The sequence below is a fragment of the Clostridium cuniculi genome, assembly GCF_004353185.1.
GTDB classification, from domain to species: Bacteria; Bacillota; Clostridia; order Clostridiales; family Clostridiaceae; genus Clostridium; species Clostridium cuniculi.
On sequence record NZ_SMUS01000056.1, the window covers coordinates 1 to 14,085 of the forward strand.

At 29.6% G+C, this 14,085-nt stretch carries 16 protein-coding genes and 1 pseudogene; all 17 read right to left on the reverse strand.

Features of this window, described 5'->3' with window-relative positions; genetic code table 11:
- Window positions 1-163: 163 nt before the first annotated feature.
- Window positions 164-2,005 carry a phage tail spike protein gene (locus EJJ37_RS18305; RefSeq protein ID WP_133016908.1) on the reverse strand — a complete coding sequence of 614 codons (1,842 nt, stop codon included), beginning with the start codon at window positions 2,003-2,005 and terminating at the stop codon, window positions 164-166.
- A 1-nt stretch (window position 2,006) separates the two neighbouring features.
- The gene (locus EJJ37_RS18310) at window positions 2,007-2,708 is read right to left on the reverse strand and encodes a distal tail protein Dit (protein WP_166484827.1); all 702 of its coding nucleotides are present in this window, start codon (window positions 2,706-2,708) and stop codon (window positions 2,007-2,009) included.
- Window positions 2,701-5,289 (reverse strand): phage tail tape measure protein, encoded by a 2,589-nt coding sequence (locus tag EJJ37_RS18315; protein WP_133016910.1) that lies wholly within the window; start codon window positions 5,287-5,289, stop codon window positions 2,701-2,703. Before EJJ37_RS18315 ends, EJJ37_RS18310 begins: the two co-directional genes overlap by 8 nt.
- Window position 5,290: 1 nt before the next feature.
- Window positions 5,291-5,425, reverse strand: coding sequence for a hypothetical protein (locus tag EJJ37_RS21060; protein ID WP_275547963.1), 135 nt, complete (start codon window positions 5,423-5,425; stop codon window positions 5,291-5,293).
- A gap of 140 nt (window positions 5,426-5,565) precedes the next feature.
- Complete coding sequence (gpG, locus tag EJJ37_RS18320; protein WP_133016911.1) at window positions 5,566-5,886, reverse strand: phage tail assembly chaperone G; 321 nt, start codon at window positions 5,884-5,886, stop codon at window positions 5,566-5,568.
- A 47-nt stretch (window positions 5,887-5,933) separates the two neighbouring features.
- The gene (locus tag EJJ37_RS18325; protein WP_133016912.1) at window positions 5,934-6,581 is read right to left on the reverse strand and encodes a major tail protein; all 648 of its coding nucleotides are present in this window, start codon (window positions 6,579-6,581) and stop codon (window positions 5,934-5,936) included.
- A gap of 4 nt (window positions 6,582-6,585) precedes the next feature.
- Window positions 6,586-6,936: a hypothetical protein gene (locus EJJ37_RS18330; RefSeq protein WP_243124919.1), complete on the reverse strand. Its 351-nt coding sequence runs from the start codon at window positions 6,934-6,936 to the stop codon at window positions 6,586-6,588.
- A 5-nt stretch (window positions 6,937-6,941) separates the two neighbouring features.
- Window positions 6,942-7,373 (reverse strand): HK97-gp10 family putative phage morphogenesis protein, encoded by a 432-nt coding sequence (locus tag EJJ37_RS18335; protein WP_133016914.1) that lies wholly within the window; start codon window positions 7,371-7,373, stop codon window positions 6,942-6,944.
- 1 nt (window position 7,374) lies between these two features.
- The gene (locus tag EJJ37_RS18340) at window positions 7,375-7,695 is read right to left on the reverse strand and encodes a phage head closure protein (protein ID WP_133016915.1); all 321 of its coding nucleotides are present in this window, start codon (window positions 7,693-7,695) and stop codon (window positions 7,375-7,377) included.
- Window positions 7,695-7,979 carry a head-tail connector protein gene (locus EJJ37_RS18345; RefSeq protein WP_133016916.1) on the reverse strand — a complete coding sequence of 95 codons (285 nt, stop codon included), beginning with the start codon at window positions 7,977-7,979 and terminating at the stop codon, window positions 7,695-7,697. Before EJJ37_RS18345 ends, EJJ37_RS18340 begins: the two co-directional genes overlap by 1 nt.
- Window positions 7,980-8,010: 31 nt before the next feature.
- On the reverse strand, window positions 8,011-9,174 hold the full coding sequence (locus tag EJJ37_RS18350) for a phage major capsid protein (protein ID WP_133016917.1): 1,164 nt from the start codon (window positions 9,172-9,174) through the stop codon (window positions 8,011-8,013).
- A gap of 44 nt (window positions 9,175-9,218) precedes the next feature.
- A complete protein-coding gene (locus tag EJJ37_RS18355) occupies window positions 9,219-9,953 on the reverse strand; it encodes a head maturation protease, ClpP-related (protein ID WP_133016918.1) in 735 nt (244 codons plus the stop codon).
- Window positions 9,954-11,207 (reverse strand): phage portal protein, encoded by a 1,254-nt coding sequence (locus tag EJJ37_RS18360; protein ID WP_133016919.1) that lies wholly within the window; start codon window positions 11,205-11,207, stop codon window positions 9,954-9,956.
- A gap of 19 nt (window positions 11,208-11,226) precedes the next feature.
- Entirely contained in the window at window positions 11,227-12,951 is a 1,725-nt protein-coding gene (locus EJJ37_RS18365) for a terminase large subunit (RefSeq protein ID WP_204596870.1), read from the reverse strand.
- Between the two features lies 1 nt (window position 12,952).
- Entirely contained in the window at window positions 12,953-13,411 is a 459-nt protein-coding gene (locus tag EJJ37_RS18370; RefSeq protein ID WP_133016920.1) for a phage terminase small subunit P27 family, read from the reverse strand.
- Window positions 13,412-13,516: 105 nt separating this feature from the next.
- Complete coding sequence (locus tag EJJ37_RS18375; protein WP_133016921.1) at window positions 13,517-13,894, reverse strand: HNH endonuclease; 378 nt, start codon at window positions 13,892-13,894, stop codon at window positions 13,517-13,519.
- Window positions 13,895-13,896: 2 nt separating this feature from the next.
- Window positions 13,897-14,085 (reverse strand): annotated as a pseudogene (locus tag EJJ37_RS18380) (Xaa-His dipeptidase); the annotation flags it as partial.

Genomic DNA, 14,085 nt, shown 5'->3' on the forward strand with positions numbered 1-14,085 from the left:
CTACAACTATATAATCATAAATAAGTTTAAAGTCTTCTTCTTCTTCACCAAAATAACTCATATCTTGTATACCACCTGCTATAGCTTGTATAGTTCCTAGTCTTTTATTATAAAATATAGTCATTTTATTTTGTTCTTCTGAAATATTCACTTTTTATCCCTCCTATGCTGTTACTGTAAGCGCTACAATGATATCTGTTCTTAATTCATTAAAAGTATGATTTCTATCTACTACTGCATAATCATTATTAGAGTTAGCATTATAATTAAATTTAAGAGAACTTGCATATAAAGATATTTCAACGCTTCCATTTGTATAATCATAAGAAGCTATGGAGTTAGATATATTTCTAATTGCTGCAGGTGATGATCCTGGTCTTACATCAACTACCGAAACAACTGCTGAGAATTTTTTTCCCTTAAATTCATCTGGTAATTGAATGACTCTTCTTTTTCCTCCTTCGCTTCCTACAAAGTAGTCTGAAATAGTAGTTGTATAATTTAAATGGTGATATTCTCTCTTACTACTTCCAAACATATTATAAAATCCTTCTGTTGGTGAAATTACAATCTTTGAGCCATCTGGCATTTGACTTTCAAATTTACCTGTTTCCATGAAAATTTTAGTTAATCCATTTTTAGAAGCGAATAAACTTCCAACTATTTTTTCAGCTAGTATTCCCTCTGCTGTTATAGCCGTTGTAAAACCCCAATCCCTTCCGTCTGGAGTTCTTTGTCTACTACACATAAAACCTAAAGTACCAAGTGCTACTGCTCCATATGTTTCACTACTTTCGTCTAAATCTTCAAAAAGCATAGCTCTTATATGTTGCTTTTGTGCTACCGACTTTTGGGCTCTTATCATAGCTTTAGTAGAATCAATAAATCCTTGTACCTCTCCAGCTTTCACGCTACCATCATTGTTTAAAATACTACTAACTTTATTAGATATATCAACTTGATCATTGAAAAAATTTGATATTTCATTTCCTAACTCTATTGAATTATATTCCCCAGTTAATTCATCACGCTCAAAATCAATAACTCTAGCTTTTACATCTATATCTAACTCTTTTATATAACAAGTTACTGTATCACCTTGCTTTACATCAACAAGGACTTTAAAATCTTTATAAGCTGTTGTATTACTTAAATCAATCATATCAATTTTGTAATTAACCGTTGGCTTATCTATTCCATTCTCATAAAGTAAATTACATTGTCTTATTAACTCTGCTCTTGCTTCTTCAATTGTATTAAAACCTTCTTCATCTTCTACACTTTCTTTAACTTTTATATCTTCAAATGTTATAACTCTTTCTTTAATGTTTGCATATTTATTAATATTCGGACTATCAACCCAAGGGGTAGCACCATCTAACATTAAACCATCATACCCAACTGGTATAATTCTTGTTACTACATCTTCAAAATTAATATCCTCTTCTATAGCATTAAGGTTATAACCAAATTCAACTCTAACTCCATTATCTGAACCTATTTGCTCATTAACATATACATCAAAGTTCTCTGTGTAAAATTCTCCGCCCCATCTATTTAAAAAGCTATTTTCATCATCCCCAACAATAGCCTCAACTATGTTTTTTCTAACATAATAAGATGTATTAACTACTGTTATATTACTATGACCAGTAAATGGAGTATCTTTTAAAATGTAATTTAAAGCCTCTTTCCCTGTCATATTAGTAGGTCTTACATCAAGCAAAATTTTATCTATTAAATCATAAAATAAAGGTCTTGCATAAGCTGTTATAGTATCAAATGTTTTTACTATATTAAATATTCTGTATAGCAATTTCTTTCCTGTTATATCAGAAGCTAATACATTGTCCGTATTAATATATTTCCATCTTCCTATATCATCGATTTGATGTTCTAAAGTAATCATACTTTCACTATTACTATATACACATGAAATAGGTTGTAATGTTATATCTCCATTATTTTCATAGTTAGTATTATTTTTAAGATATATTTCTATCACTTTATAAGCACCTCCAATTAGGTATTATTTTTATATCAAAACCTTCATTAAAGCTAAATGTATTATCTCCTTCTTTTAGTTCTAAATCTTGATATCTTCCTTTTAAAGCTACGTTATTAATTGTTCCATCTTCTCGATAACACAATCCTAGCTCCGTATTAATAATAAGATTTTGTCCTATATTTGCTGTTACTTCTTTTCCATTTACATTTAATTTTAAATTCCCTTCACCAGTTATTAAATAAATAGGTTGTGAAACTTCATGATAATTAAATAAATAATTATTAAGTTCTATTTCTTCTAAACCTTCCACTAAATAATCATATGGTTCACAAGTAAAAATTGCTGTAAATTTTCCTGCTTTTCTTATTATCCTTTCAGGAGTGTCTATTTTTACTGTATTAACTTTATAATAAAAATCTAAATCATCGCTAAACTTTAATTTATTATCATTAATACTTAATAGCCATTTCTTTATACTTCTAAAATCTCGCCCCCATTCACTAGGCTTTTTAGAAATAAAATTAAAGGATATAGGTATTTCTATATCCTTATATCCTTTTTCTCTATATAAAGTTTTCCCGCCTGGCACCCTAACTGTTTCATACTCCATTTCTGGTGAAGGCTTTGAAGGTCTTGTTTCTACATTTGCCTTAACATCTAAATTACTTCTATTATTGAAAATAATAAAATACTTATGCATAAGCATTTTCACCTTTCTTCTTTTTATAATTTTTTGTGCTTTTATTTATAGTTTTTAATACCTTTTTAACAGTTTTTTTCTCTAATTCTTGTCCATCAACAATAAAAGTATTTGTAGTATAAAGTATTATTTCTCTTTCTCCAACCTCATTATTAACTATCTCTTTTATTTTTTTATACATTTTATCTAAAGGAATAACTGCCTCTGCTTGTCTTCCTCTTCCCTTATATGCGTCACCTACTACAGTTGTTGGATTTATGAATGTTGGACTGGTTATTATCCCACCTTCATATAAATAATTTATTTTAGGCAAATTTACTCCAAAATGCTTACCTCCCACAAAAGGAATCCAATCAGGTGCCGTAAAACTTATTTTATTTATTTGTCCTATAGCCATATTTATTAATCCAATAACTGCATTAAGCGGTGCTTTTATTACAGCTCCAAGTCCGTCCATTATTCCACCGAATATATTCTTAACACCTTCCCAAGATCTTGACCAATCACCAGTAAATACACCAGCTACAAAATCAATTATTCCTGTAAAAATTCTTTTTATAGACTCCCATATATTACTCATATTCTTGAAAAATGCATTAATAACATTTCCAAAAACTCCGAAGCTTTCTGTCCAATCTGTTGCGAATACTCCTTTTAGGAAATTATCAAAAGTAAAAAATATATTGGTTATTTTTTCCCATACATTATTTACACCATTTCTAAACCACTCACACTTATTATATAAAACAACAAATACTGCTGCTAAAGCTATTAAACCAACTATTACTAATGTAATTGGATTTAAAGCCATAACAAAATTTAATGCAGCTTGTGCACCTTTAAAAACATTCATCATTTCTATAGCTTTACTACCAAATTCTTTCATACTCTTATAAGCTTTTACTGTATCACTTATGCCTTTAGTTAATTTACTAACAGAACCTAATACTAAATTGATTGCAACTATACCCCCACCAATACCAGATATAACTTTCAACTGATCTGAACTTAAACCACTTAATACCTTTGAAACTTTGCTAAATCCGCTTGCAATCATGCTTGTTACTGGAGCTAAAGTATCGCCTAAATTTATAGCACTATTTTTAATCTCATTTATAGATTTTTTAAACTCATTACCAGTTGTATTATTAACTTTGTTAAAGGCTTCATCTGTTGCACCAACACTATTTTTCATTTCTTTTAATGTACTATTAAAAGCCTTTCCTGAATCTGTGGCTAAAACTAGTGCTGCTTTTCCTGCTTCTGAACTACTCCAAAGCTCACTCATTGCAAGCCCTGTTTTTTCTGCTTCTTTTTCTAAAATAGCCATAGCGTCTCCTAATGTTACTCCGCTTTGCATCAATTCACTAAAGGACTGTCCAGTCTGTTTCTTTAATATTCCTGCTACTTTACTACCACTATCTGATAATTCATTCAACATACTATTCATATATGTAGTTGTTTCTGCTGTGGCTATACCTTTAGATGTCATTAATGCATAGCCTGTTCCTAACTGTTCAAGATTAACACTAACACTATTAGCCGTAGGGATTATTTTCCCCATTGAGCTAGCTAGTTCTGCAACTGTAGTTTTCCCTTTATTTTGTACTTGAACCAAAACATCAGACACATTCGTTACTTCTTTTGCTTCTAATCCATATGCATTTAATATAGTTGTTAATATATCTAAAGATTGACCCGCTTCTGCAAATCCCGCTTTCGCCAATTTAGTTGAATTAGTTACAAAATTAACTGAATCTCCTGTTTCTTGCCCTGCTGAAATAGCATTATATACATTATCAGCTATTTCATTTGCACTTATTCCTGTTTGATTTGATAAATCTATAATAGATTTTTTCATTTCATCATAACTTACTTGTGTTTCATCCGCTATAGTACTAACTTTTGCCATACTATCTTCAAAAGTTATGCTTGCTACAACACTTGCAGTTCCAATGCCCGTTATTGCTGTTGATACTGGCTTTAATTTATCACTTGCTTTACCTGTCACTTCCGAAACTTTATCAAAATCATCTGCTAACTTATCAATTTTGCAATTTGATATTTCTTTATTTAAATCCTCAAGAGCTTTTTGATTTTTCAGTATATTTTTTTCAGTATTATTCATTCTTATTATTGAGTCATCAAGATTTTTATTATAGTCTTCTATATTGGTTGCAGTTTTTTCGTATGCGAGTTGCAATTTATCTTTTTCTGCTTTTAGCTTTTTACTTTCTTCACTATCTTTTCCAGTAGCTTTGCTTACTTCTTCATATTTCTTTTTAGCTTCATCTAATTTCTTGCCTAATTCTTCCCTTTTTTGCTTTTCTTTTTCTATATCCGAAGTTATCCCTTTAACTCTATCCTGATGTAATTTAAGCATTGTATTTTGAGCGTTTAACTTAGCTGTTAATTCTTTGTACTTAACTGCTAATTGATCTTGGGTAGTTCCAAATAACTTTGCTTTTGTAGAAGCAACTCCACACTCTGAACTTACTAATTTTAATTGTCTAGTAACTTCTTTCATTTCTTTTTGAAATTGACTACTAGACGCTGCAATTTTAATATTTGCTCCTGCCATTTTAATACTCCCTTTCTATAAATTCATTTGTGGAGTTGTCTGCTTGACTACTTTCTATCGGATTTCTAACTATATCAAATTCCAAATACTCAATATAATCTAAAATATCCATTTCCATGCATTCTAAATAGCTCATATTGTGAACTTCTATCGCGTATCTGATTATAAAAAAGAATATATCTACATATTTTTTATTGTATAGTTCCTGTTCTTCATATCCATTTTCAGTATCATAATCATCAAAGGCGGAAGTTACTTTTTCTTCACTTCCGCCATTTATTTTTTTACTAATTTATCTATCTTCTTCATTGTCTTATTTCCTATTTCCTCACAAAGTTTACGAGCTATAGGATAAATTTCTTCAAGATCAACTCCATCTACTAATTGATCTACAGTAAATTGGTTACCAAACATTTCACAGATGAACTCACACATTAAATCAAAATGACTTTCTGTAAACACATTTGCTTCCTCTGCTTCTTGCATTACATCTTGAACTTCAAGCATTCTTTTTAAAGCTCTTCCCCTCATTCTAATAGTTGAAAATTCTTTTACTTCTATTCCTCCATTATTTATTATTTCTAACTTAATTTTCATAATATACCTCCAAATAAAAACTAGGGTAAAATACCCTAGTTAAAATCCTATTTTCTTCTTACTGCTTGTGCCTCTGAATACTCTTGAACTTTTTCAAACCAATTTTCAATAGCTTCTTTTGCTGTTGTATCTTCACTAATTAAATTACTCTCATCAACTTGTATAGAATATAAATTTTTTCTTATATCTTCTATAACTTCCTCTTTATCTCTTGCGTAGAAAGTTCCTTTTAATGTAGCTGTTTGAGTTTTTATTTTATCCTCTTGTGTTTCATAAACCTGTTCTGGTCTTTCAAGTTTACCACAATAATACCAAACAAACTCATACTTACCATTTCTCTTTTTTGCTCTCCAACCAATAGCAATTTCTCTCGCTCCATCTCCTGCAGCTTTTAATAAAAATCCATTTTTATATAAGTTTTCAAATAATGTAGCATAATCTTGAGGAGCTAATGTATTAACCCCGATTTCTATTTCACTACCTTCATAACTTTCAACTATATCCTCTACAAGATCATCTGAATATAACTTCTCTTGTGTAAATTTATCACTAACTTTAAGGCTTAATGTTCTTGCTAATTTAATAGGCGTATCTGCTTCGTATTCATTAGAACTATTTTTCTTTACTAAAGCTATATGCACATCTTTCGCCCCGCAAATTCTACTTCTTACAATTTTTCTTACTTCTTCCGACATATTTTTAAACCTCCTCTAAATAATTAAATCTTAATGCTTTATGATGTATTTTAGTATCTGTTTCAAATGAATTTGCCCCATCAATATAACCAAAATCATTTTGTAACATCAATTTTTTAACTTCTTTTTTTAGTTGCCATTCATCTTTTTCGCTCCAAATATCAACTTGGATAGTATGAACAATATTCTCCTCTTCATCATCTGAAAAATCATTACTTCTATCACTTAATTCACAAAAAGTAATATGAGTATCATTTATATTTTCATCATACCAACCTTGAACCACTATAAGCCCTCTATCTGATATAGGCTTTAAAGCATTTGCTATAATTTCAATAATATCCAATTTTATCACCCACTTTATTTTAAATTTCTAATTAAATTTTCATATTCTTTTTCCGCAATTTTATTCATTTCTTCCTTACTCTCTTCTATTGTAGGATATAAAACAGAATGTGGCTCCCTTGTTGTATTCCCCCATTCTTCCCATTGCATATAAGAATAAGGTTTATTTTTTGATTGATCCCACCCAACAGTAATAAATTTAACACCTTTAGTATTTTTAACCTTACTAACTTCAATATTATCTGCTGCATGTTGCCCAGTTCTATACCCCTTAATCCCACTTCTTTTAGGATCTTTACTTCTATGAACCTTTGGTTTAAGATTTTTTTCAACAACTTTTGCACACTCTTTAATAATTTTTACATTAGCTTTATCAATCTCTTTTTCACTTGAAACACTTTCAAATTCTTTTATAAGTTCATCTAAACCTTCAAATTTAATATTCATACTAAATCACCATTTTAGCTTTTATATAAACATAATCTTTAGAATTTCCTTTAAAATCAACTTGATAAACTTGATATTTAGTATTATCAAATATTACAATAAATTTATTTTTTTCAGTAGTTCTCATTTCTTTAATTTTATTGCAATATCTAACTTTAAAAACTAATACATTATCAAATTTAATGTTTTCTGCTGCATAAAGCTCTTTTCCATATAATTCGAGTGGAGTACACCAACAACTATAATAATCTTTTAATGTTTCTTTCCATCTCCCATCAATTATTTCTTTTTCTTCTACTTTAATTAATATCTTGCTATCCATTAATTTACCTCTAAATATTTAAGCTGTAATAATATACTTTGTAAAGTGTACCTTACTTTATCAGACTCATTTTTCTGATGCATTAACTCCCGATTATTGTACCAATCTGTTATTAATACCTTACAGTATAAAACTGCTAACTTATTTTCATTTGTAAATTCTTTGCCAGTAGCATTTTTTAAATACATTTCCGCAGAAATAATCAAATCTTCAATAATTGAATCTTCATCGTCATAGTCGACTTTTAAAAAATTTTTAGCGTCTTTAAGCTCTATTATAGCCATATTAATTACCTCATTTAAAAAAGAGTGGTTTTTAAACCACTCCTTTTTTACTTTTCCCTGTTGCAGTACCAGAAATATCTATATAGCCATTAACAAATGCCTTTTCGTCCTTTATTGTAACATCTTCTCTTTCTATTGCTCTAAATAATGTTAAATCTTCTTCGTATGCGTTTAAATCTCCAACGGAAGCAACATCAGATGTTTTTATATTCATCAATTTTCTGTCCCAGAACATCACACCTTCTTTTAAATCTCCTATAATCATAGGGATTTTATTGTCTGTTGTTGGCATGTCTGAATTAGGTACTACTTCTACTGGAATTTTAGTAGCTCCTGCACATACCCACATTACCATTGGAGTTACTGGGTCGGGTTGTAATATATACTTTCCGTCTGCATCTTTAAGTGTATCTAAATAATGTAATCCATCATCATTTGTAATTATTTTACTTGTAGATTTAAAAGCAGAACCTAATGTAACATTTAATACTTTCTTAATATCGTCTAAACTTGTTAATAGTGTTTCATCTTTACTTTTTACAATTTCCAATATTAATTTATTAGCCGTTACCCTAGATTCGTCCCCTATCCATTCTACTAATATATTTGTTATATTTTCGTCCGAATCTTCTAGTAACTCGTTCGTTACTGGGAAGTATCCTGCATATTTTTCTATTTCGTAATCCACTCTTTCGAATTGTGGTGTAGAATTTTTACCTATCTTTCCACCTTCTCCAACTTTAGTAAATCCAGTTTGTTGAGCCCTCTTTTTAAAAGTTCTTGACCCTTTATTAGTTTTTACAGGTACAACTGTTACTAAATCCTTTAAAGATTTTTTAGATTCTCTATAAATATTTATCTTTGTTAAAATATCTTCTGGTACTGTATATCCTCCATCTAAAAGAGAACCAGTTGACATTTTATCAGAAACTTTAAAGCCATTTCTTGCCGCATTAGCAAATTCCTTAATAGAATTTACTTCTTTATTATTCTCTGCTTTATCTTTTATATTTTCTTCCTTATTTGCTTTTTCTTCTTCAAATAAATCATAAAGTACATCAAATTTATCTTGTAAAATTTTTAATTCTTCCTTAGCAGCCTTTGCTTCTATGATTTTATCTTCTGCAGCAAAGCTTTTAACCTCTGCTTTCTTAGCATTAATTTTGTCTAATAATTCTTTTAATTCTTTTGGCATTTTATATCCACCTTCCTAATTAATTTTTTTTAATAAAAAAAGACCTAGATTAAATCTAAATCCTCTAATATGGCTCTCTTTTCATCTTCAAGATTTTCTTTTAAATTTTTATTTTTAACAGTATCTTTAACTCTTTCGTTAATTTTTGCTTGTTCTAACACATAATTTAATGGAGTATTTTTATAATTACCCAATGTATTAAGGTCAAACTTAGCAGCTATATTCTTATCGTCTCCTACTTGGTCGCATAAACCATAGTAATAACATTCTTGTGCTGTTAACCATGTTTCGTTATCCATAAGTGTAGTTAAAGTTTCTTCATCAAGTTTATCTCCAGCCTTATCTAAATAAGTCTGTTTAATAGATGTATTAACTTTATCTAAATCATCAGCTACCTTTCTTAACTCATGTGAATTTCCAGCAGCATATGTCCAAGCATTATGAATCATCATCATCGAATTACTCGGCATTATTATTTTATCTCCAGCCATCGCAATAACAGAAGCAATAGAAGCTGCTAAACCATCTATATATACATTCTTAGTACATTTCTTACGTTTTAGCATATTCATTATTGTATTCCCTTCGAATACATCTCCACCAGGACTATTTATATAAATATTAAGAGTATCTAAATCTCCTAAATCATCTAATTCCGCTTTAAAACTTTGTGCTGAATGTGCTGCATATCCACAACCCCAACTAGCAATTTCAATATATAAATACAAATCCGCTTCATTCGAAGTCTTATTTTTAAATTCCCAGTATTTTTTACTCATTTACTCACCCCCTTTCGAGTATTGTTTTCCTACCATATTAATTGGTATATAGTTACCATTAACAATAAGTTTATCTGCTTCATCAATTTTATATTTATCTAAATATTCTCTAGCTTCATTTGGAGTATAAATTCCATTATTAACATACTTACTCATTATTTCTGCTTGTGTTTTACTATCTGTTCTTAAAATTACTTTTTCGTTAAATTTATAGTAAAACCCTTGTAACCTTTTAGATTCAGATAAAATTTTATAGTTAATTTCTTCCTCGTAATGTTTAATAATAAAAAGTTCTGTATCTACGTAAAAAGATAATTGTTGCATCTCACTATTAGAATAAGAGCTTTTTTCATAATTATTAATTTGGTTTGGTTTTATCCCCAATGCTCCTGCTATTTGTAATGCGGTAAATTTCTTTAACTCAAAAAATTGACTATCTGTAAGCTTAATATTTAATGGTGTTAATTGCATACCTATAGGGACTGGCACAATTTTACCTGCATTATTAGCCCCACTTGCATATTTCTCAAATTTTTCAATTAATTGTTGTTCTAAGGTTCCATCTAAATCTCCACTATATTGTAATGCCATTCTAGCAGTTAAGCCAGTTTTATAAAGATTATTCATAAAATTTTGACTTTCAAGTCCACCTTCCAATGTACTTTTTAATATTTCTCTAACTGGTTTTCCTATAATTCCATCAAAAGTCATAGAAGTTTTAAAGTGCATCACATCTTCTTGAGGATATACATATATTTCACCAGTATTTTTATCGGAATAAACATAATATATTGATCCATCATTTCCGAATATCCCCTTATTATCATAAATGACTTGTACATCTTGAGATGGCATTATCCATAAATCCTTTATTTCATAGTCCCCACCGTATTTTTCTTTTTTAAACTCCCTTCTTATCCACACATAAGCATTCCCATAATGATTACGATTGTTTTCTATTGTAGCCCAAAATATAGAAGGTGTCATATACGGATTTGGTCTTAAACTAAGCAACTCATATTCTTTATCATGTTCGGCTTTAATTATGCCCTTTGATGTGTTTTGATAATATTTTATGGGCATTTTACCTAATGTTTCGCTTAACATTTTTAAACATGTAAAGTAAGTTACCTCTGTTAAAAGTTTTTTAGGGGTATTGCTAATCCCAAGCCACTCTAATAATTCCTTATCGTTTAAATCTGCTGCTTGTCTTTGTGGAGCTATAAAATTTCTTATTGCATTTATCCATTTCATTATTTCACGCCCTTTCTAGTTAAATATCCTTAAAGATTTCTAAATATTTTTCTACACTTTTATTAATATTAGGGGAAATAATCTTTTTAAATGTTAATTTATGTGCATCTATTGCACTATCAACTGGGTCTATTCTTTTATGTCTTTTATCTTTATCAATTTTTATTTCTCCGTATCCATTTGACACTGTTTTAGCATTTATTATAGACCATGTTAAAAGTTCATTTTCCCTGTTATATAGCATATTTCCAGCCTTAACTTCTAATCTAAAATCTTCTGTTGCATCATTTAAGTATTTATGACTTTGGTAGATTTCAATACAATTTGGACAAATTTCCTGTAAATCACTTAAAAATGTATCAGCATTATGGGGGTCATAGCCTATTTGATTATATTTTAAATTGTATTTTTCCCTTAATTCAATCAAACTTTTAATGATGTATTTATAGTCAGTTTTTATTCCATCGTTTGTTTCCGTTACAGTCAGCAAATCTTTTTTTATCCACATATCGTATGGAGCTTTATCAGATTTCATATGCTCTATAACTCTATTTTTAGGAATAAAACTATGTGAATGTAAGAAATACTTTAATACACCATCTAAATAAAATTTAAATTCTAAACAATAAGATGTTAAATCTCCACCAGAAGATAAATCTAGCCCTATATTACATTCTTTCCCCTTAAAATCTTTTAAAGTTAAATCACATGCCCCTTTTATCCAGTCATCTAATAAAATGTACTGGTCATCAGTGAATTGAACCCATATATTTAATTGTTTAGTTAAAAAATCTCTTAAATCTTCTCCTCCCATTTCCTTGACTTGATTAGAAATAGGTATCATATTTTCAAGAGCAATAGGGTCATATTGTAGTGTTGGGTTTGCTTTTATCCAATTATTTGGATTCCATATATCATCTTCCTCGTCCATTTGTGATATAAATACAAATTGTGTTTCATTTGTATATCCTTTTTTTAATATAGCCTTACAATACTCATACTGTCTAAAGCAAGGACTATTTAATTCAAATCCAGCAGTAGTTATTATACTTATTAACGCCTGCTTCATTTTTTTAATTCCACCTTCAAGGAGCTTGTACATCTGATTTGTTGGATGTGCATGGTATTCATCTACAATTCCTAAAAGCGGTCTAAATCCATCAATGCTTTTTGTATCTTTACTTAAAGCCTTTATAACAGAGTTTGTTAATAAGCATTCAATTGAGCTTTCATAATCTTTAACCTTGAAATATTCTCCAAGTTCATTATCAGCGTTTATAAATTTTACTACTTCATTAAAAACAATTTTCGCTTGTTCTTTTTTAGTAGCAACACAATAAATTTGACCGTATTTATAATTGTCAAAGTTCCCATAGTATGCTGCAAGAATCCCATTTAAAAAGGATTTTCCATTCTGTCTACCTATTTGTATGTAAGAAGTTCTAAACCTTCTATACCCAGTACCTTTAGTTACCCAACCATTTAAAGAACCTAAAATAAATGCTTGGAAAGGATATAACTCTACTTGGTTCTGTTCTTCCCCTTCTGCAATTATAAGTGTTTCGGCAAAATTAATAATATCTAATGCCTTTTCTACATTAAATTCATATTTAAATACTGCTATTTTACTTCTTTCTAAATCTTCTAAATGTCTTTTACATGCTAACTTTACTAATTCACCAGCAATTATTCTCCCATCTAAAACATCATAACAATATTGTGTAACTCTATCTATTACATTCATATTATTTTGCAAACTCCTCAAATTTATTTTTAGGCTTTTCCTGCTTAGGTTTTGGAGCAACCAACTTGCACCTAGAAGCAATTGTTAATCCTAAATCCGAAGCCGCTGCTCTAGCTTCCTTAAAAGCCTCCGATTGTAGTTTTTTAATTGCAATATATTTAGTATTAACCTTTTCTATAGATAAAAGTTGCATTGTATAATCCCTATACTCATACTCAACAACTACATATCTTGCTAATGCTTCAACATCTAAATTGCTAATTATATCAAGTTCTTCAAGTTGCTTTGCATATTTTATAAATGTTTCTTTTAATTCCTCGTTAAGCCAGTCTGGAGGAATTATATTGTCAGCTGGTGCTACTATTTCAGTTAACGTTCTATTTTTTATTTCTTCTTTTGTTAAATGTTTCCTACCTTTTGCCTTAATTAATTCAATTGGCTCTTTTTTTCTCCCTGACATCTTTTTTCTCCTTTTTAAATTTCATTTGGGGAGTTCTTTCTACGGAGAAGACCAAAGGCGACGTTTTCGGCTTTCCCAAAAACTTTTCAGATACCCCCTCCCCCTTTAACTGTCCTTCCCTAATCGCTTATGTGCTTCTATGTGACAACTTCTGCATAAACATATAAGATTACTTTCATCATAAGCTTTACTTATATCCCTTTTAATTGGTATCTTGTGATGTACATCATCGTAATAACTTATCTTTCCTTTCGCCATGCATTCCTCACATAAGCCGTTAGCTCTTGCTACAATCCTAGCTCTTAACTTCTTCCATCTAGGACTGTTATATATAGCTTGATATTCCTTATCTTTTCTAGTTTTATAATACAATCTATCTCTTATAGTTCTATGTGTTCCTACTACTTCCTTACACTTATCACATAGCTTTTCTGTATACGGGATAGTGCATTGACACCTTAAACATAACTTATTTAATGCCATATCTACCACCCTTTGCTCTCTATCTCTTTTTCTCTAAGTTTTAAAGCTTTCTTATCATTCTCTACTTTGTTAGGATCATCTTTCCATTGAGCTTTCTTCCTATTGTTTAACCAATACTTTTGAGCTGCTATATCTGGTCCTTTATATTTCTTTACAAGTGATATCTTTACATCTTCTTTAACGAGTATAGT